This window comes from Cyanobium sp. CH-040 (assembly GCF_024346135.1).
Classification (GTDB): domain Bacteria; phylum Cyanobacteriota; class Cyanobacteriia; order PCC-6307; family Cyanobiaceae; genus NIES-981.
In genome coordinates, this window is sequence record NZ_JAGQCJ010000008.1 from 119,347 (window position 1) to 138,013 (window position 18,667).

The window sequence follows — 18,667 nt, forward strand, 5'->3', positions numbered from 1 at the left end:
GTCGATGGCGAACCTCAAGGAAATCCGCGACCGCATCAGTTCGGTCAAGAACACGCGCAAGATCACCGAGGCCATGCGCCTCGTGGCGGCCGCCAAGGTGCGCCGTGCCCAGGAACAGGTGCTGCGCAGCCGCCCCTTCGCCGACCGTCTGGCCCGTGTGCTGGAGAACCTCCAGTCCCGCATCGGCTTCACTGACCTGGACGTGCCGCTGCTCACCGATCGCCCCGTGCAGTGCATCACGCTGCTGGCGGTGACCGGTGACCGTGGCCTCTGCGGGGGCTACAACGCCAACATCATCAAGCGCACCGAGCAGCGTCACGCCGAACTCACCGGCCAGGGCTACAAGGTGGATCTGGTGCTGATCGGCCGCAAGGCGATCACCTATTTCCAGAACCGTGCCGATACCTATACGGTGCGAGCCACCTTCACGGGGCTTGAACAGGTGCCGAATGCCGAAGAGGCCCGCGGCATCGCCAACGAGATCCTGGCCGAGTTTCTGTCCGGATCCTGTGATCGGGTCGAGATCATCTACACCAAGTTCATCAATCTGGTGAGCTCCCAGCCGGTGATCCAGACGCTGCTCCCCCTGGATCCCCAAGGCATCGCGACGCCGGAGGATGAGATCTTCCGGCTCACCACCCGAGAAGGCCGTCTCGTGGTGGAGCCGGGAACGCAGCCGAATCCGGAGCCCAATCTCCCCTCGGACATCGTCTTCGAGCAGAGCCCCGAGCAGCTGCTGGATGCCCTGCTGCCGCTCTATGTCCAGAACCAGCTCCTGCGCTCCCTCCAGGAGGCCGCCGCATCGGAGCTGGCCAGTCGGATGACGGCCATGAACAATGCCAGCGACAACGCCAAGGCCTTGGCCAAGACCCTCACCCTCGACTACAACAAGGCCCGTCAGGCGGCCATCACCCAGGAGATCCTGGAGGTGGTGGGCGGAGCCTCGGCGATGACCTGAGCCTCCGGCTCACGCCCCTCCCAGGGCAACCTGAATCCCCGGACTTTTCTCGGCGGTCAACGCACCCTGTGCGTGCGATACCGCCTCCTAAAAGCCCGGGGATTCGTGCTGGCAAGGGCTTGTGGTCAGTGGCTTGTGCTTCGTGGGGCTGACGGTACCCACAGGGCAATCACGACGGGAAGCAGTCAGCGCGGATTGAACTGTCCTGGAGAATTTCCGGGTGAAGCTCACAACGCAGTGCCGTTCTGCAGGCAGGAACCCGGCACTGCTGCTTGCAGCACCTGTCCCTGCCCAACCTCGTCTCCTGGATGCTCCAGCGACCGAGCGAAGCATCAGCGGCGGGTGCCCGCGCTGGGAAGCTGGAGCCCGTCGCCCCGCCAGGCCCCACCCCATGCCCCTGACCCTTCGCGTGCCGGCAGCGCTGCAGATCCAGCCCCTGTTCCCGGTGGCCCTGGGGCAGGTGCAGCTGCGGCCCGATCCGCTGGAGCTGGCCGAGCAGCTGCAGGCCCTGCATGTCCTGCGCGGCGACGCCGACGGCAACCCCGAGCCGGGCTGCGCCTGGACCGGGGATCTCAACGGCGTCTGGCAGCTGCACCGCCATCCCACCTTCGCGCCCCTGATCGCCACGCTCAGCGGCCACGCCTGCCGTTATCTCGAGCAGCTCGGCTTCGATCGGCGCCGTGTGGCGCTGCACCTGCAGCGCTGCTGGCCGGTGCTCAGTGAACCCGGACAGGTGGTGGGACGGCACCATCACCCCAATGCGCACCTCTCCGCCGTCTACTACCTCAACGGCGATGGCAGCGGTCGCTCGGGCTGCCTGCGCCTGTGGCCGTCCCGCCAGGTCAACGAACTGGTTCCGGGCCTCGGCGTTGGGCATGGCGGGCCCTTGACGCCCACGGCCTGGAGCCTGCCCTGGCTCGATGTGGCCCCCCGGGCCGGGCTGCTGCTGCTGTTTCCCTCCTGCCTCGACCATGCCGTGCTGCCCAACGAGGACCCCGATGACCTGCGCTGCTCGCTGAGCATCGACTTCGTGCTCACGGCGCCGCCCTGCCCGGAGGGGCAGGCGCCACCGGAGTATCTCGCCCCCCATCCCGGCCACTGGCAGACGATCACGGAAGATGGGGTGCAGCCGGCCTGAAGCGGCCGCTGCGGCTTCGCCTCGATCCACAGCCATCCATGAGTGCCAGCTTCACCGTCGTCGCCACCCTCGACGGCACCACGCACACGTTCCCCTGCCGCGACGATCAGACCGTCCTTGCCGCGGCAGAGGAGGCCGGTGTGCCGCTGCCCAGTTCCTGCTGCTCCGGGGTGTGCACCACCTGCGCCGCCCTGCTCAGCGAGGGCACCGTGCACCAGCCCGATGCCATGGGCGTGAAGGCGGAACTGCAGCAGCAGGGCTATGCCCTGCTTTGCGTGGCCTATCCCCGCAGCGATCTGAAGCTCCAGGCCGGCATGGAGGATGCCCTCTACGAAGCCCAGTTCGGTCAGTTCCAGAAGTGAGCCGGCCGTCGCAGGCTGAGGTGCTGCAGCCGCTGGTGCTGCGCTTCCGGCGTGCGCCCGGGCCCCTGCTGCCCCAGATTCAGGCCGCTCTTGCTGCCCATGGCGAGCCCCTGCGCTGGGCCATCACCGCGGTGCGTGGCGAGGAGCTCTGTCTCGAGGCGGTGATGCTGACCGCAAGCCCGGTGCCATGACGCCCCTGGCCGTGCTGGCGTCGGCGGACGCCCTGGCCACCGTGATGGTGGTGCCCACCGGTGTGGGCTGTGCCACCGGCGGCTTCGCCGGCGACGCCCTGCCGGCGGCCCGGCTGCTGGCCGCCGCCAGCGGCTGTCTGATCACCCACCCCAACGTCGTCAACGGCGCGGCGCTCTACTGGCGCGATCCACGCCTCCACTACGTGGAGGGCTGGGCCCTCGACCGGTTCACAGCCGGCGACCTCGATCTCCGGCCGGCGCGCTCGCAGCGGCTGGGTCTGCTGCTCGACGCCGGCATCGAGGACGACCTGCGCCTGCGCCACCTCCAGGTGGCCGATGGCTGCCGGGCCACCCTGGGCCTGGACATCGGTCCGGTGGTGACCACCGATGCGCCCCTCGCCGTGAGCCTGGAGCGGGGACCCAGCGGCGCCAGCTGGGGCAGCCTGGGCCGGCCCGATGCCCTGCTGCGCGCCGGTGAGCGGCTGAGGGCCGCCGGCGCCACGGCTATCGCCGTGGTGGCCCGCTTCCCCGACGATCCCGGCAGCCGCGCCCTGGCGGCCTACCGCCAGGGCTCAGGTGTCGACGCCCTGGCGGGGGCCGAGGCGGTGATCAGCCACCTGCTCAGCCGCCATCTGCTGCTGCCCTGTGCCCATGCCCCGGCCCTGCAGCCGCTGGCGCTGCAGCGCGGCCTCGACCCGCGCGCCGCCGGGGAGGAGCTGGGCACCACGTTTCTGCCCTGTGTGCTGGTGGGTCTGAGCCGGGCTCCGGATCTGGTGGCCAGGCCGTCACTGGGCTGGATCACGCCCCCGTCGACCACCCCCCCCCTCACAAACGCCCCAGTGGAGGGGCCGCTGCTGCGGCGTGGGCAGATCGGCGCCGTGGTGGCGCCGGCTGGAGCCCTCGGCGGCGAGGCGGTGCTGGCCTGCGTGGAGCGGGGTGTGCCCCTGATCGCGGTCGACAATCCCTGCGTGCTGGAGGTGACCGCCGCCGCCCTGGCCCTGGCCGAGACCGGCGCCACCGTGTTGCCGGCGGCGGGCTACGCGGAGGCCGCCGGGCTCCTGCTGGCCCTGCGGGAGGGGATTGCCCCGGCGGCATTGCGCCGGCCCCTGGACTCGCTGGAGTGTTGAGGCCGCGCCCGAGATGGGGCCTCGATCAGCCTGCCGTCGCCGGAGCGGAAGGCAGCGATTGACGGCTGAGCACCAGCCGCAGCAGCACAGGTGCCAGGAACGTGGTGCCGATCACCATCACCAGAACCCCGGCTTCCAGGGATGGATCCAGCACGCCGGCCTGGGCACCGAGACCGAGGAAGATCAGCCCCACCTCTCCGCGGGGCAGCATGCCCAGCCCCACCACCAGCCGGTTGGTGGGTTCGGCCATGCGGTAGGTCCAGCCGGCAGCCAGCTTGGTGATGGAGGCGACGCTGAGCAGAAAGACCGCCAGCACCAGACCCTGGCGGTTCTCTGGAACCAGGGGGTTGAGCACCGAGAGATCCATCGTGGTGCCGATCACCACGAAGAACACCGTGGCGAACAGGGCCACCAGGGGCTTGATCGCCTCTTCCATGGCGTGGGCATGCCTGGAGCCGCTGAGAATCAATCCCGCCGCGAAGGCCCCCAGGGCGGCTTCGAGACCCACGGCCTGTGCGCTGAAGCAGGAGAGGCAGAGCACCAGAAAGGCCGCCACCACCACATCCCCCGGCGCCTGCAGCCTGTCCAGGACAGCGTCGAACAGGGGGGCGGCGCGGCGGCTGAGGAGCAGCGACACCGCCACGAACGCCACCGCCGCCAGCACGAGCCGCAGGATGGGCTGCAGGGCCACACTGCCGCTCCCGGCCAGGGACACCACCACCGCCAGCAGCACGATGCCGAGGATGTCGTCGAGCACGGCGGCACCGATCACGATCTGACCCTCGCGGCTGCGCAGCACCTTCAGCTCTCCGAACACGCTGGCGGTGATGCCGATGCTGGTGGCCGTCATCGTGGCGCCGGCGAAGACGGCGGCGATCAGGGGCACGTGGAAGATCCAGAGCAGCCCGAGGGTGCCCAGCGTCAGCGGCAGCAGCACGCCGGTGAGCGCCACCCCACCGGCCTGGAGGCCCACCGCCATGAGCTCGTCCAGCTCGCATTCCAGGCCTGTGAGGAAGAGCAGGGCGAACAGCCCGATGGTGCCGACGGACTGCAGGTTGGGGAAGGTCTCGATGTAGACATCCCGCACGACGTCGGGGCCCACATGGGCCAGGGAGCCCAGCAGGCCCAGGAACCAGCCGCTCACCTCGGCCTGGGTCTCGGGGGGCAGGATCAGGTGCAGGCCCGACAGGCCGATCAGGATGCCGGCCACCAGCTCGCCCAGGATCGTGGGCAGCCGGAGCCGCACCATCCCCTCGGCCAGGGCGCGGGCGGCGAGGAAGATCACGAAGAACCGCGCCGCAGCGATCAGCGTTTCCGCGGTTTCGAGCTGATGGCTGCTGGCGGTGTCGCTGGCTACAGCCAGAACCGTGGAGACGATGGACATGGCCGAAATCCTTCCGGCGGCCGGTCCGCCTGCACTGGCGGCAGGGTAGGGGTAAATCTGATCGCAGAATCGCCGGGATTGGCGTCCGCTCAATCCCGGTGATAGGGGCCGCCCTGGAGGATGGACTGGGCCCGGTAGAGCTGCTCGAGCAGCAGCAGGCGGGCCAGTTCGTGGGGAAAGGTAAGCGGTGAGAGGCTGAGGCGCCAGCAGGCCTCGCTGCGCAGGGTGGGCTCGAGGCCATCGGCTCCACCGATGGCGAAGGCCAGCCGGCTGGCCTCGCCGCTGGCCTGCAGGGCCGCCAGGCGAGCGGCGAGGGTGCGGGAATCCAGGCTTTGGCCCTCCTCGGTGAGCGCCACCAGCCGCTCGTCGGACCGCAGTTCGGCGCGGATCGCCGCCGCCTCGCGCTCGGGGGTGCTGTCCCTGAGCTCCACGACGGTCAGGCCCGGCAGGCGCTTGCGGTAGAGCGCGATGCCCTCCCGCACCCAGCTCTTGCGCACCTTGCCCACCGCCAGGATGCGGATGCGTGCGGGGTTGAGCATGGGCTCAGGCCTTCAGCGCAGGCAGGCCATCGGATGGCGGGTGGCCACGCCCAGGGCGCGGGCGACGCCGGGGTGACAGACCGCGCCATCGGCCGTGTTGAGCCCGGAGAGCAGCTCGGGGCGGTCGGTGACGGCCTCGGCCAGCCCTCGCCCCGCCATCACCATGATGTAGGGGAGGGTGACGCTGACCAGCGCTTCGGTGGAGGTGAAGGGCACGGCGCCGGGCATGTTGCCCACGGCGTAGTGCTGCACTCCGTGCAGCGTGTGCACCGGATCGGTGTGGGTGGTTTCGCGGCTGGTGGCGATGCAGCCGCCCTGGTCGATGGCGACATCCACGATCACCGAGCCGGGCTTCATCCGCCGCACCAGTTCCTCGTCCACCAGGGTGGGCGCACGGCCGCCCGGGGTGAGCACCGCACCCACCACCAGGTCGGCGGCCGGCACCAGCCGCTCCACCAGGCTGCGGCTGCTCACCAGGCTCACGAGCCGGCCGCGGCGTTCCGCCTCCCGCTCCCGCAGCCGCTGGGGCGAGCGGTCCAGGAGGAACACCTCCGCGTCCATGGCGGCCGCGATCCGGGCCGCGTTCCAGCCCACGGTGCCGGCGCCGAGCACCACCACGCGCGCCGGCCGCACGCCGGTGCAGCCCCCGATCAGCACCCCACGGCCGCCATGGGGCCGCTCCAGCAGGTGCGCCCCCACCTGGGCCGCCAGCCGACCGGCGATCTCGCTCATCGGAGCCAGCAGCGGCAGGCTGCCGTCCTCGAGCTGCACGGTCTCGTAGGCGACGGCGGTGGTGCCGGCCTCCAGCAGGGCCCGGCCCACGTCGGGGTAGGCCGCCAGATGCAGGTAGGTGAACAGCACCAGGTCGGGCCGCAGGTAGGTGAACTCCTCCGGCTGGGGTTCCTTCACCTTCACCACCAGGTGGGCGGCCCAGGCCTCCTCGCGGCTCACCAGCCGGGCGCCGGCCGCAGCGAAGGCCCCGTCGTCGATGCCGGCCCCGATGCCCGCGCCGGCCTGCACCCGCACCTCGATCCCCTGCCCCACCAGCTCCTGCACCCCATCCGGGCTCAGGGCCACACGACGCTCGTCACGCTTGATTTCCGTGGGCACGCCGATGCTGGCCATCGGTGCGGTGAGGGTTGGCGGGGCTGCCATCGAGCCGGAACGGGTGCTCCCAAGCCTGGCTCAGACGGCGGCGATCGGCATGCGCCAGCCGCTGCCGAAGGCCTGGCCGCTCACCTTGAGCACCGGTGCCGCCTGCCGGCGTTTGAATTCGGCCCGACTCAGCAGGCCCGTCACCCGCCCCACCAGCGCGGGATCCGTGCCCTCGCTCACCAGCTGTTCAGGGCTGCAGCGTCGCTCCACCAGGGCCTTGAGCACCGGATCGAGCACGGCGTAGTCCGGCAGGGAGTCGCTGTCGCGCTGGTCGGGGCGCAGCTCGGCGCTGGGGGGTTTGCTGCGGATGGCGTGGCCGATGAGCTCTCCCTCAGCCGGCAGGCCGAGTGCCTGGCGGCAGCTCCCGGCGGCGCGGCTGTCCAGCCAGGCGCACAGCCGGAAGACGCTGGTCTTGTAGAGGTCGCCGATCACCGCCAGGCCTCCGTTCATGTCGCCGTAGAGGGTGCAGTAGCCCACGGCCAGCTCCGATTTGTTGCCGGTGGAGAGCAGCAGCCGTCCCTGCTGGTTGGCCACGGCCATCAGCAGGGTGCCGCGGATGCGGGACTGCAGGTTCTCGGCCGTCAGGCCGTCCGGACGCTGGCCCAGGGCGGGGGTGAGGGCGGAGTCGAACGCGTCCATCAGCTGCCGGATCGGCAGGGTGTGGGTGCCCACGCCGAGGCGTGCCGCCAGGTCTTCGGCGTCGGCGATCGACCCGGCCGAGCTCCAGGGGGAGGGCATCAGCAGGGCCTGCACCTGATCGGCACCCAGGGCCGCTGCGGCGATCACCGCCACCAGGGCCGAGTCGATGCCGCCGCTGAGGCCCAGCAGGGCCTGGCGGAAGCCGCATTTGCGGGCGTAGTCGCGCACGCCCAGCACCAGGGCCAGGAAGAGCTGCTCCGGCAGGTCGGGCGGCTCGATCGCTGTCGCCATCGCCCTTGGCTCCACTGCCGCGCGACCGCCGGCCGGCTGCCACACCTGCACCGCTTCCTCGCAGCAGGGCAGCCGGGCCACCACGCTGCCGCCCGCATCCACCACGAAGCTGGCGCCGTCGAACACCAGCTCATCGTTGCCGCCCACCTGGTTCACGTACACCACCGGGCAGTTCAGGCGTTGCGCCGCCCGGCCGGCCAGCTCCTGGCGCAGGGCCAGCTTGCCCTGCGCGAAGGGGGAGGCGGAGTGGTTCACCAGCAGGTCCACCCCTTGCGGCTGAAGGGCGGCCACCGGATCGGGGCCGGCCAGGCGCTGCCCCAGCAGGTCCTCCTCCACCCAGAGGTCCTCGCAGATGGTGAGGCCCAGCCGCAGATGCCGGCCGGCGCAGCTGAGATCGAGCACGGCGGGGGCGGCGGCCGGCCGGAAGTAGCGGCGCTCGTCGAAGACGTCGTAGCTGGGCAGCAGCTGCTTGCGGGCCACCACCCGCCAGCGCCCCCCCTGCACCAGGGCGATGGCGTTGTGCAGGTTGGGCAGCTGCCGGTCGCCGCTGGCCGCGGCGATCCCCACCAGCAGGGCGAGATCACCGCTGTGCTCGGCCAGTTGCCCGGCCAGCTGGTCCAGCACCTGCTGTTGCTGCTGGCGCCGGGCCGGCAGCAGCAGCAGGTCGCGGGGGGGATAGCCCCAGAGGGAGAGCTCCGGGGTGAGCACCACGTGGGCCCCCTGGGCATGGGCCTGGCGGCAGGCCTCGAGGATGCGCTCGCCGTTGCCGGCCAGATCCCCCACCACCGGGTTGAGCTGGGCCAGGGCAAGACGCATGGGCTCAGACAGGAGAGTGGAGGCCGTAGAGATTGTGCTGGAGCAGCAGCGGCCACACGGCCGCCGGGATCTGCTCCCGCAGCGGCTGTCGGCGCGCCTCCGTGCTGGCCGAGGCCGGCACCTCGAGCGGCAGCACCTCCACCCGGCCTCCCAGAGCCCGCAGAGCCTCCAGCTGTTCGTCCCCCAGGGGCCAGCCCCGGCGTGGCACAATCGCCAGCCGGCAACGCTGCAGCACCGTCGCGGCCTGCTTCCAGTGGGGAATCTGGCCGGCCAGATCGCTGCCCACCACGAACACCAGCTCCGCCCAGGACCAGCGCTGCGCGGCCCGCTCCAGGGTCGTGATCGCCCAGGGACTGCTGAGTTCCTGAGCCAGCTCCAGGCGCGGGTCGCCGATCGCCCTCACCAGTGCCTCCAGCAGCTCCGCCCGCTGCTCGAGGGGAGCCCCGTGGCGCTTCATCGGGTTGTCGCTGGCCCAGGTGGCCACCCGCGGGAAGTGCGCCAGAAGACCCTCCAGCAGGACCTGGTGGCCCCGGGTGGGCGGATCGGCGCTGGTGCCCAGCAGGGCGATGGCCGCCGGGGCGCTCAAGGCAGGAGCGCCTGCAGGGCCGCCGCCGGCCGGTCCTCCGGCGGCATGGCGCCATGACCCTCGAGCCACTGCCGCACCAGGGGATCGCTGGCGGCCAGCCGCCGCCGTAGGGCCCCGGGCTGGCCCCCCCGTTCGCCCCGCAGCAGCAGCTCGCGCGCCGCCAGACGGCCGGTGCGGCGCGTGGTGTGCACCGCCAGGGCGGCCTGGGCCAGGGCCACTGGTGCCGCCGGTGCCAGGCTGAGGCCGCCGCTGATCGGCGCGGCCAGCAGCAGCAGCTGCCGCAGGGCGCCCAGCATCAGCTGGATGCCGATCTGGGCACCGCCGATCAGGGCGTTGTGGCGGGACAGCTGGCCGAGCAGGTCCCGGGCTGCCGCCGGGTCCATCGGCAGTCCGTAGAGCTGGCAGAGCTGGCCCACCAGGGCGGCGTCGCAGGCCAGGCTCCCGGCCAGATCCAGAAGCAGCAGGGGATTGGCGGCCAGGCCCGCAGCCTTCAGAGCCGCATAGCGGCCGATCAGGCCCTGGGCGGCCTGGCGTCCGTGCCCCAGGCGGCCCTGGTGCAGCTGCCGCTGGAAGGATTCGGCGGCCCGCAGGCTGTTGAGGGCGAGCAGCAGCTCCCCCTGCTCCTCGAGCAGCGCCAGCAGGTGGCGCCGCAGCGACTCAATCTGCGGCGCCGCCGGGTCGGTGCGCACCCGGCCATCGGCCCGCAGCCGAGCCTGCCGGGGCGCTGCCGCCACCGCCAGCAGGGGCAGCGTCCCGGTCCCTTCGGCGCCCACGGCCCGCAGCCGCCCGCGGATGCTGGCCTGCAGCTGGCGGCATTCCTCGGCCGTCCAGCAGTCGCTGCGGTTGAGCACCGGCAGCAGCGGCTTGCCGCTGCTCAGCAGTGCCGCGATGGCGTCCTCATCGACCCGGGTGAGGTCGCCATCCAGCACCATCAGCACCAGATCGGCTCCACGGGCCACCCGCGCGGCCAGGCGTTCCCGTCCGGCTGCGGCGATCTCATCGATTCCCGGCGTGTCCACCAGCTCGACCCGCTCCAGGCTGCCCAGGTTCTGGAGCCAGCCGGCCGTCTGCTGGCGGCGTGTGCAGCCATGGGCCACGTCGGTGGCGAAGGCCGGCTCCCCCAGCAGGGCATTGAGCAGGCTGGACTTGCCCACGCCCACCCGGCCGAACACCGCCACCCGCAGGTGTCGCCGCTCCAGCCGGTCCAGCTGCCGGTCCAGCACAGCCAGGGACCCCGCCAGCAGACTGCGCTCACGGCCGCTGAGCGCAAGCTCCCGGCGCCACTGGCGCAGCAGCAGTCGGCAGCGCTCGGCCGCCGGGGGGGCGCTGCCATCCATCAGCCGGCCTCCTGATCGACGCTCTGGGGCCGCCGCCACCAGCCGGCCAGCACACCCAGCACCGCTTCGGCGCCGATCACCCCCACGAAGCCGCCGAACTCGTCCACCACCACGCGCACGCCACCGCTGTTGCGCCGGAAACCGGTGAGCAGCCGGTCGGCGCGGATCATCTCTGGCACATACTCCACCGGTTCGCTCAGGTCCGCGGGAGTCTGGGCGCCCTGGCCCTGGAGCAGCGCCGTGAGCAGTCGCTCCCGACTGGCCACGCCGATCACCTCGTCGACCTCCTCGCCCAGTACCACCCACCAGGGGGCGTGGTTGGCCAGGAGCTGGGACCGGGCGGTCTCCAGCCGCTCGGCGGCGGCCAGGGTGGGCGCGGCCACCCGCGGGGTCATCAGATCCCGGGCGGTGAGGTCGTTGAGCTGGAACACCTTGGCGATCATGGCGGCCTCGTCGGCCTCGATCTGCCCCTTCTGGGATCCCAGCCGCGCCAGCAGGCGGATCTCGTTCTCGTCGGTGCTCAGCTCGTTCTCGGCGCTGATCGCAGGCAGCAGGCGCTCGAGCAGCAGCACCAGCGGTCGCATCACCAGCCCCACCAGGTGCAGCAGCGGGGCGCTGGCCAGGGCCACCGGCAGTGCCAGACGGCTGCCCAGGGCCTTGGGCAGGATCTCACCCAGCAGCATCACCAGCACCGTGAGTCCAACGGAGAACAGCGGCAGGGCGAGTCCTTCGATGCCCCGCCGCTGAAACACCTGGGCGGCGACGGCACCGAGCATCAGGCTGCCGAAGATGTTGAAGCCGTTGTTGGCGATCACGAGCACGGCCAGGGTGCGGCCGAGCCGTTGCCGCAACTGCTCCAGCCGGAGGGCACCTCTCACCGGCCGGGGCCGCTGCGCCAGTTCGTGGATGCGCACCGGGTTCACGGTGAGCAGCGCAGCCTCAACCCCGGAGCAGACCGCCGAGCCGGCCAGCACCACCAGCACCAGCAGGGCCAGGACCAGAAGGTCGTTCATGGGGTGGGTGGGCCCTGGGCCATGCACCCATTAAATCGGTCGCGGCGAGGATTGCTCCAGACTGGCCGCCAGTTGCGCTGCGGCAGGGGTTCCCGTTCCGTTGATCAGCACCCAGATCTATGCCCAGCGCCGCGAGCGTTTCCTGCAGCGGCTCGGGAGTGTGGCGGCGGTGATTCCCGCGGGTCCACTGGTGACACACCACGCCGACACCGAGTACCCGTTCCGCCAGAACAGCGATTTCTGGTATCTCACCGGTTTCGACGAAGCCGATGCGGTGGCCCTGCTGCTGCCCCACCGCCCCCCCGGCGAACGCTTCGTGCTGTTCGTGCAGCCCAGGGATCCCGGAGCGGAAGTGTGGACCGGGTTCCGCTGGGGAACCGAGGGGGCCGTGGAGCACTTCGGCGCGGACATCGCCCATCCCCTCAGTGAGCTGTCCGAACGCCTGGCCGACTACCTCGGCGGCGCCGAGGGCATCGCCTTCCGGGTGGGCCGCCATCCCCGGGTGGAGCCCCTGGTGCTCACGGCCTGGGCGCGGCAGCTGGACCGCGCCCCCCGCAGCGGCACGGCGGCCCTGGGACTGGTGGCTCCCTGCCCGATGCTGCACGAGCTGCGGCTGCGCAAGCAGCCCGAGGAGCTGGAGCGGATGCGGGAGGCCTGCCGCATCTCGGCGGAAGCCCATGAACTGGCCCGGGAGGTCGCCCGGCCTGGCCTGAACGAACGCCAGGTGCAGGCGGTGATCGAACAGCACTTCCTGGAGCAGGGGGCGCGGGGGCCGGCCTACGGCTCGATCGTGGCCGGGGGCGACAACGCCTGCGTGCTCCACTACACCGCCAACAACGCGCCGCTGCGCGACGGCGATCTGCTGCTCATCGATGCCGGTTGCTCGCTGCAGGACTACTACAACGGTGACATCACCCGCACCTTCCCCGTGAACGGCCGCTTCTCCGCCGAGCAGCGGGAGCTCTATGCCCTCGTTCTGGCGGCCCAGGAGGCCGCCGTGGCTGCCGTGGCGCCCGGAGAGACGGCCGAGGGCGTGCACGACACCGCCGTGCGGGTGCTGGTGGAGGGTCTGGTGGCGCTCGGGCTGCTGCGCGGGGACGTGGACGGGATCATCGAGCGCGGTGCCTACCGGCACCTCTACATGCACCGCACCGGCCACTGGCTCGGCCTCGACGTGCACGATGTGGGGGCCTACCGCCTTGGCGAGCACCCGGTGACGCTCGAGCCCGGCATGGTGCTGACGGTGGAACCGGGGCTCTACGTGAGTGACCGCCTGCCGGTGCCCGACGATCAGCCCGCCATCGAGGAGCGGTGGAAGGGAATCGGCATCCGCATCGAGGATGACGTGGCCGTCAACGAGCATGGCCACGAGGTGCTCACCGCCGCGGCGCTCAAGGCTCCGGCCGCGATGCAGCGCTGAGCAGCTGCTCCAGGGTGGCCAGCGCGCTGCCGGTGTCCGGCAGCACCGCATCGGCTCCGGCCCTCTTCAGGCCCTGTTCGTAGCTGCTGCGCGCCTGCGCACTGGCGTGCAGATGGGGCGGCGCCACGGCGAGGCTGAGGAACCGCCAGCTGGGACGGGCGCGGCGGGCGTTGCGCACGGTGAGCACATCGGCGACCGTGTCGCCCAGGTAGGCCACCGTTGCCGGTGGCGCAGCGGCCGTGCCGCCCAGGATCCCGGCCAGCCGCAGCAGTCCGGTGGGGTCGGGCTTGTCGGGCGCGTCACCCATGGCCACCAGGGGTGGATCGACGAGGCCCAGACGCCGCTCCAGCACATAGCGGGCCGAGGGGGGTTCGGCCCCGCTCACGAACCCCCAGGCGATGCCCGCCCGGTCCAGTTCGGCAAAGCAGGCGCGGTCCACCAGCAGGGGCTCGTCCCCGATGAACCCGCGCCACTGCGCCGGATCCCCCGCCGGGTCGCCGCCGAAGTAGAAGCCGCTGAACACCGCCACCAGGGACTGGAAATCGGGCAGGGGCGAGAGGCCGTGGCGGCGCAGCAGCTCGAGGCTGGCTTCCCAGTCGTTGTTCCAGCGACCCTCCTCCTTGAGGGCGTCGATGCAGGCGGGATCCGGTCGCCAGCCGCTGTAGTGGTGCACCGTTTCCGCTAGCGCCCGCCGGTAGCTGCCAGCGACGTCGCGGATCACCCCATCGATGTCGAACAGGAGGATGGCCCGGGGTCCGGAGCCTGGCTCTGAAGCGTTCGGCAGGGCCGGCGACACAGCGGCTGGTAGGTTAAAACGCTTCCCTTCCGCCCTGATCGCCGACACGATGACAGCCACCGAGAGCGCCGCCGGCGCTGCTGTGAGCGAGGCGCCCGACGAGGCTCTCGCCGCCGAAGCCGCCACCCTGGAGAGTGCAGTCGAAGAGCGTCCGGTGATGCGTGGTGGCAATGCGGCCCTGGCCAGCGCCACCATCGATGCCGATGGCGTTCCTTCGGGCTACACGCCCAAGGCGGATGAGGGCCGCTTCCTGCTCAAGATCCTCTGGCTGCCGGACAATGTCGCCCTTGCCGTGGACCAGATCGTGGGCGGTGGCCCCAGTCCGCTGACCGCCTACTTCTTCTGGCCCCGGGAGGATGCCTGGGAAACCCTGAAGTCCGAACTCGAGGGCAAGAGCTGGATCACCGATAACGAGCGCGTCGAGATCCTCAACAAGGCGACCGAAGTGATCAACTACTGGCAGGAGGAGGGCAAGGGCAAGTCGCTCGACGATGCCAAGCTTCGCTTCCCCGACGTCACCTTCTGTGGCACCGCCTGATCGGTGGTCTGCATCGAAGGGCTCCCTGGATGTCCGATCAGCGCCCTGAGGGGCGCTTTTTTGTCACCACCGGATGCCTGTCCCTACAGAAAAGCCATCCCCCGAGGGGATGGCTGGCGGATGTGAAGAGAACAGGATCTGGAGGGATCGTGTTCAGGCTGCCTTGCTGGCCTGGAGCCAGGCCCTGGCCCTGGCCAGTTCCTGATTGGCCTTGATCTTTTCGGTGCTGGGGGGCTGACCGTCGTAGGTGTCGGCCGCCTGGCGGGCTGCATCGAAGGCCTGCTCAGCGGCAGCGGCGTCGATGCTGGTGCCGAGGGCGGCCCCGTTGACGAGCACCGTGACCTCGTCGGCCTCCACCTCGGCAAAGCCGCCCAGCAGGGCGATGGTCTTCCATTCGCCACGGTCACGCAGACGCATGACGCCGGTCTCGAGGGCCGTGAGCAGGCTGATGTGACCGGGAAGGATACCCACCTGACCGGTTGTGCAGGGCAGGATCACCTCGTCGGCGCTGCCATCGAAGACGCTCTGATCGGGTGCCAGAACGCGAAGGGTGAGAGTCATGGATCGGATTCCTCAGGACAACCGCAGGGGGGGTCAGGCCTTGGAATCGGCCAGGATCTTCTCGGCTTTGGCCTTCACCTCGTCGATGTTGCCCACCAGATAGAACGCTGCCTCGGGGAGATCATCCAGCTCGCCGGCGAGGATCATGTTGAAGCCGCGGATGGTTTCCTCCAGCTTCACGTACTTGCCGGGCATGCCGGTGAACACCTCGGCCACGAAGAAGGGCTGGGAAAGGAACTTCTCGATCTTGCGGGCCCGGTCCACCGTGCGGCGGTCGTCCTCGGAGAGCTCATCGAGGCCGAGAATGGCAATGATGTCCTGCAGCTCCTTGTAGCGCTGGAGGGTGCTCTGCACGGCACGGGCCGTGCGGTAGTGCTCGTCGCCCACCACGTTGGGCTGGAGCATGGTGCTGGTGGAATCCAGGGGGTCCACAGCCGGGTAGATGCCCTTGGAGGCCAGGCCGCGGCTGAGCACGGTGGTGGCGTCCAGGTGGGCGAAGGTGGTGGCCGGGGCCGGGTCGGTGAGGTCGTCGGCAGGAACGTAGACGGCCTGGATGGACGTGATCGAGCCTTCCAGGGTGGAGGTGATGCGCTCCTGCAGTTCACCCACGTCGGTGCCCAGGGTGGGCTGGTAGCCCACGGCCGAAGGCATGCGACCCAGCAGGGCACTCACCTCGGAGCCGGCCTGCACGAAGCGGAAGATGTTGTCGATGAACAGCAGCACGTCCTGCTTGTTCACGTCGCGGAAGTGCTCCGCCATGGTCAGAGCCGAGAGGCCCACGCGCATGCGGGCGCCGGGGGGCTCATTCATCTGGCCGTAGCAGAGCGCCACCTTCGACTTGGAGAGATCGTCGGCGTTGATCACGCCGGAGTCCTTGAACTCCTCGTAGAGATCGTTGCCCTCGCGGGTGCGCTCACCCACGCCACCGAACACGGAGACACCGCCGTGCTCCTTGGCGATGTTGTTGATCAGCTCCTGGATCAGCACGGTCTTGCCCACGCCGGCGCCGCCGAACAGGCCGACCTTGCCGCCCTGCCGGTAGGGAGCGAGCAGGTCGATCACCTTGATGCCGGTCTCGAACACCTTGGGCTTGGTCTCCAGCTCGGTGAGCTTGGGGGCTTCACGGTGGATCGGTGCGGTGAGGGTGGTGTTCACCGGACCCTGCTCGTCCACCGGCTCACCAAGCACGTTGAAGATCCGGCCCAGGGTGGCTTCTCCCACGGGCACGGAGATCGGCGCCCCCGTGTCGACGGCTTCCATGCCGCGCACCAGGCCATCGGTGCTGCTCATGGCCACGGCCCGCACGCGGTGGTCTCCGAGCAGCTGCTGGACCTCGGCGGTCAGGGCGACGTCCTGGCCGGCGGGATTTTTACCCTTGATGCGGAGGGCGTTATAAATCCTGGGCAGCTTGCCGGCGGGGAACTCAACGTCGAGCACCGGCCCGATCACCTGCCGGATGATGCCTTTGGTGCCCGTGGTGGTGCCGGTGGCAGTCGCAGCCATAGATCAAGGAAAGGTGGTGGGTGCCGAGCGGGGAGATGGCGACAGGACGCTCTCTCGACCCTGATGAGCGGCGCAACCTTACCACCGTGCCCCTTCGCCCTCCCTGGCCGGGTGGTTCGGCCCACCGTGGTTCGGTCACCCGCACAGCCATGCGCTGGTGCGGCCCGGGAGCGGCGGCATAGGTTGGCACTCGTGGTGGATGAGTGCCAGCTCTCCGGCCTCGGGCCCTTGCCGGCCTCGGGCCCCTGGAGGTGCTCTCATCCCCGCAGTGGCGTCCGTGACGCCATGCCGTTGCTGTCGCATTGATCCATGGCTGCTGTTTCCCTCAGCGTTTCCACTGTCAAACCCCTTGGAGATCGCATTTTCATCAAGGTCTCCGAGTCCGAAGAGAAGACTGCCGGCGGCATCCTGCTGCCCGACACCGCCAAGGAGAAGCCCCAGGTGGGCGAGGTGGTGCAGGTGGGCCCCGGCAAGCGCAACGAAGACGGCACTCGCCAGGCTCCCGAGGTGAGCGTGGGCGACAAGGTTCTCTACAGCAAGTACGCCGGCACCGATATCAAGCTCGGTGCTGATGAGTATGTGCTGCTGTCCGAGAAGGACATCCTGGCTGTCGTCAACTGATCGCAGTTCACATCCTCAACGTTTACTCTCTTAATCACTGCCTTCCATGGCCAAGCGCATCATTTACAACGAGCAGGCCCGCCGCGCCCTCGAAAAAGGCATTGACATCCTCGCCGAGTCGGTTGCCGTGACCCTTGGACCCAAGGGCCGCAACGTGGTGCTCGAGAAGAAGTTCGGTGCTCCTCAGATCATCAACGATGGCGTCACCATCGCCAAGGAGATCGAGCTTGAGGACCACATCGAGAACACCGGTGTCGCCCTGATCCGTCAGGCGGCCTCCAAGACCAACGACGCCGCCGGTGACGGCACCACCACCGCCACCGTCCTGGCCCACGCCATGGTGAAGGCCGGCCTGCGCAACGTGGCTGCCGGTGCCAACGCCATCACCCTCAAGAAGGGCATCGACAAGGCTGCCGACTTCCTGGTCAAGAAGATCGAGGAGCACGCCACCCCGATCAGCGACAGCAATGCCATCGCCCAGGTGGGCACCATCTCCGCCGGCAACGACGAAGAGGTGGGTCGCATGATCGCCGACGCCATGGACAAGGTCGGCAAGGAGGGTGTGATCTCCCTCGAGGAAGGCAAGTCGATGACCACCGAGCTGGAGGTCACCGAGGGCATGCGCTTCGACAAGGGCTACATCTCGCCCTACTTCGCCACCGACACCGAGCGCATGGAGGCGGTGCTTGACGATCCCTACATCCTGCTCACCGACAAGAAGATCGGCCTGGTGCAGGATCTTGTGCCCGTGCTCGAGCAGATCGCCCGCACCGGCAAGCCCCTGCTGATCATCGCCGAGGACATCGAGAAGGAAGCCCTCGCCACCCTGGTGGTGAACCGTCTGCGCGGTGTGCTCAACGTGGCGGCTGTGAAGGCTCCCGGCTTCGGTGATCGCCGCAAGGCCATGCTCGAGGACATCGCCGTTCTCACCAACGGTCAGCTGATCACCGAGGACGCCGGGCTGAAGCTCGAGAACGCCAAGATCGAGATGCTGGGCACCGCCCGCCGCATCACGATCACCAAGGACACGACCACCATCGTGGCCGAGGGCAACGAGGCTGCTGTGAAGGCCCGCTGCGAGCAGATCCGCAAGCAGATGGACGAAACTGACTCCTCCTATGACAAGGAGAAGCTGCAGGAGCGTCTGGCCAAGCTGAGCGGTGGTGTGGCCGTGGTCAAGGTGGGCGCCGCCACCGAGACCGAGATGAAGGACAAGAAGCTGCGCCTGGAGGACGCCATCAATGCCACCAAGGCGGCTGTTGAAGAGGGCATCGTGCCCGGCGGCGGCACCACCCTGGCCCACCTGGCTCCGGCCCTCGAGGAGTGGGCGGCTGCCAACCTCTCCGGCGAGGAGCTGATCGGTGCCACCATCGTGGCCTCCGCCCTCACCGCCCCGCTCAAGCGCATCGCCGAGAACGCTGGCGTCAACGGCTCGGTTGTGGCCGAACACGTCAAGAACAAGTCCTTCAACGAGGGCTACAACGCCGCCACCGGCGAGTACGTCGACATGCTGGCCGCCGGCATCGTCGATCCCGCCAAGGTGACCCGTTCCGGTCTGCAGAACGCCGCCTCGATCGCCGGCATGGTGCTCACCACCGAGTGCATCGTGGCCGACCTGCCCGATAATAAGGAAGCGGCTCCCGCCGGCGGCGGCGGCATTGGCGGCTACTTCGACTACTGATCGTTGCCGAG

At 69.9% G+C, this 18,667-nt stretch carries 19 protein-coding genes; 9 read left to right on the top strand and 10 right to left on the bottom strand.

What is annotated here, in order from left to right:
- The first annotated feature begins 4 nt into the window (after positions 1–4).
- From KBY90_RS09235 to KBY90_RS09255, 5 genes are all read left to right on the top strand, one after another.
- A complete protein-coding gene (locus tag KBY90_RS09235; RefSeq protein WP_254968292.1) occupies positions 5–958 on the top strand; it encodes a F0F1 ATP synthase subunit gamma in 954 nt (317 codons plus the stop codon).
- Positions 959–1,349: 391 nt separating this feature from the next.
- Positions 1,350–2,096 carry a putative 2OG-Fe(II) oxygenase gene (locus tag KBY90_RS09240; protein WP_254968293.1) on the top strand — a complete coding sequence of 249 codons (747 nt, stop codon included), beginning with the start codon at positions 1,350–1,352 and terminating at the stop codon, positions 2,094–2,096.
- Positions 2,097–2,134: 38 nt separating this feature from the next.
- Positions 2,135–2,458, top strand: a complete 324-nt coding sequence (locus KBY90_RS09245) for a 2Fe-2S iron-sulfur cluster-binding protein (protein ID WP_254968294.1) — start codon at positions 2,135–2,137, stop codon at positions 2,456–2,458.
- Entirely contained in the window at positions 2,455–2,649 is a 195-nt protein-coding gene (locus KBY90_RS09250) for a hypothetical protein (RefSeq protein WP_254968295.1), read from the top strand. Before KBY90_RS09245 ends, KBY90_RS09250 begins: the two co-directional genes overlap by 4 nt.
- A complete protein-coding gene (locus KBY90_RS09255) occupies positions 2,646–3,776 on the top strand; it encodes a DUF3326 domain-containing protein (protein WP_254968296.1) in 1,131 nt (376 codons plus the stop codon). The genes KBY90_RS09250 and KBY90_RS09255 overlap by 4 nt, the downstream gene beginning before the upstream one ends.
- A 25-nt stretch (positions 3,777–3,801) precedes the next feature.
- On the opposite strand, the gene KBY90_RS09260 is transcribed toward KBY90_RS09255, so the two are convergent.
- The 7 genes from KBY90_RS09260 to KBY90_RS09290 all read right to left on the bottom strand — a co-directional run bounded on the left by KBY90_RS09260 (position 3,802) and on the right by KBY90_RS09290 (position 11,536).
- The gene (locus tag KBY90_RS09260; protein WP_254968298.1) at positions 3,802–5,160 is read right to left on the bottom strand and encodes a cation:proton antiporter; all 1,359 of its coding nucleotides are present in this window, start codon (positions 5,158–5,160) and stop codon (positions 3,802–3,804) included.
- An 89-nt stretch (positions 5,161–5,249) separates the two neighbouring features.
- The gene (locus tag KBY90_RS09265; RefSeq protein ID WP_254968299.1) at positions 5,250–5,699 is read right to left on the bottom strand and encodes a 23S rRNA (pseudouridine(1915)-N(3))-methyltransferase RlmH; all 450 of its coding nucleotides are present in this window, start codon (positions 5,697–5,699) and stop codon (positions 5,250–5,252) included.
- A gap of 12 nt (positions 5,700–5,711) precedes the next feature.
- Entirely contained in the window at positions 5,712–6,824 is a 1,113-nt protein-coding gene (gene ald, locus KBY90_RS09270; protein ID WP_396122559.1) for an alanine dehydrogenase, read from the bottom strand.
- 60 nt (positions 6,825–6,884) lie between these two features.
- Positions 6,885–8,600, bottom strand: coding sequence for an NAD+ synthase (locus tag KBY90_RS09275; RefSeq protein ID WP_254968301.1), 1,716 nt, complete (start codon positions 8,598–8,600; stop codon positions 6,885–6,887).
- A 4-nt stretch (positions 8,601–8,604) separates the two neighbouring features.
- Positions 8,605–9,186, bottom strand: a complete 582-nt coding sequence (locus KBY90_RS09280) for a nicotinate-nucleotide adenylyltransferase (protein WP_254968302.1) — start codon at positions 9,184–9,186, stop codon at positions 8,605–8,607.
- Entirely contained in the window at positions 9,183–10,523 is a 1,341-nt protein-coding gene (locus KBY90_RS09285) for a DUF697 domain-containing protein (RefSeq protein WP_254968303.1), read from the bottom strand. Before KBY90_RS09285 ends, KBY90_RS09280 begins: the two co-directional genes overlap by 4 nt.
- Positions 10,523–11,536, bottom strand: a complete 1,014-nt coding sequence (locus tag KBY90_RS09290) for a CNNM domain-containing protein (protein ID WP_254968304.1) — start codon at positions 11,534–11,536, stop codon at positions 10,523–10,525. Before KBY90_RS09290 ends, KBY90_RS09285 begins: the two co-directional genes overlap by 1 nt.
- Before the next feature lie 100 nt (positions 11,537–11,636).
- Here KBY90_RS09290 and KBY90_RS09295 point away from each other — a divergent pair, with 100 nt between their 5' ends.
- Complete coding sequence (locus KBY90_RS09295; RefSeq protein ID WP_254968305.1) at positions 11,637–12,956, top strand: aminopeptidase P N-terminal domain-containing protein; 1,320 nt, start codon at positions 11,637–11,639, stop codon at positions 12,954–12,956.
- Here KBY90_RS09295 and KBY90_RS09300 read toward each other — a convergent pair.
- Positions 12,928–13,701 carry a TIGR01548 family HAD-type hydrolase gene (locus KBY90_RS09300; RefSeq protein ID WP_254968317.1) on the bottom strand — a complete coding sequence of 258 codons (774 nt, stop codon included), beginning with the start codon at positions 13,699–13,701 and terminating at the stop codon, positions 12,928–12,930. The genes KBY90_RS09295 and KBY90_RS09300 overlap by 29 nt on opposite strands.
- Before the next feature lie 100 nt (positions 13,702–13,801).
- Between KBY90_RS09300 and KBY90_RS09305 the strand changes: the two genes are divergently transcribed.
- Positions 13,802–14,290 (top strand): 30S ribosomal protein PSRP-3, encoded by a 489-nt coding sequence (locus KBY90_RS09305; protein WP_254968306.1) that lies wholly within the window; start codon positions 13,802–13,804, stop codon positions 14,288–14,290.
- A 153-nt stretch (positions 14,291–14,443) separates the two neighbouring features.
- On the opposite strand, the gene atpC is transcribed toward KBY90_RS09305, so the two are convergent.
- A complete protein-coding gene (gene atpC / locus KBY90_RS09310) occupies positions 14,444–14,851 on the bottom strand; it encodes an ATP synthase F1 subunit epsilon (RefSeq protein ID WP_254968307.1) in 408 nt (135 codons plus the stop codon).
- Between the two features lie 33 nt (positions 14,852–14,884).
- The gene (gene atpD / locus KBY90_RS09315) at positions 14,885–16,354 is read right to left on the bottom strand and encodes a F0F1 ATP synthase subunit beta (RefSeq protein WP_254968308.1); all 1,470 of its coding nucleotides are present in this window, start codon (positions 16,352–16,354) and stop codon (positions 14,885–14,887) included.
- Positions 16,355–16,663: 309 nt separating this feature from the next.
- Here atpD and groES point away from each other — a divergent pair, with 309 nt between their 5' ends.
- The gene (gene groES, locus KBY90_RS09320; protein WP_254968309.1) at positions 16,664–16,975 is read left to right on the top strand and encodes a co-chaperone GroES; all 312 of its coding nucleotides are present in this window, start codon (positions 16,664–16,666) and stop codon (positions 16,973–16,975) included.
- A gap of 46 nt (positions 16,976–17,021) precedes the next feature.
- On the top strand, positions 17,022–18,656 hold the full coding sequence (gene groL, locus KBY90_RS09325) for a chaperonin GroEL (protein WP_254968310.1): 1,635 nt from the start codon (positions 17,022–17,024) through the stop codon (positions 18,654–18,656).
- The last annotated feature ends 11 nt before the right edge of the window (positions 18,657–18,667 follow it).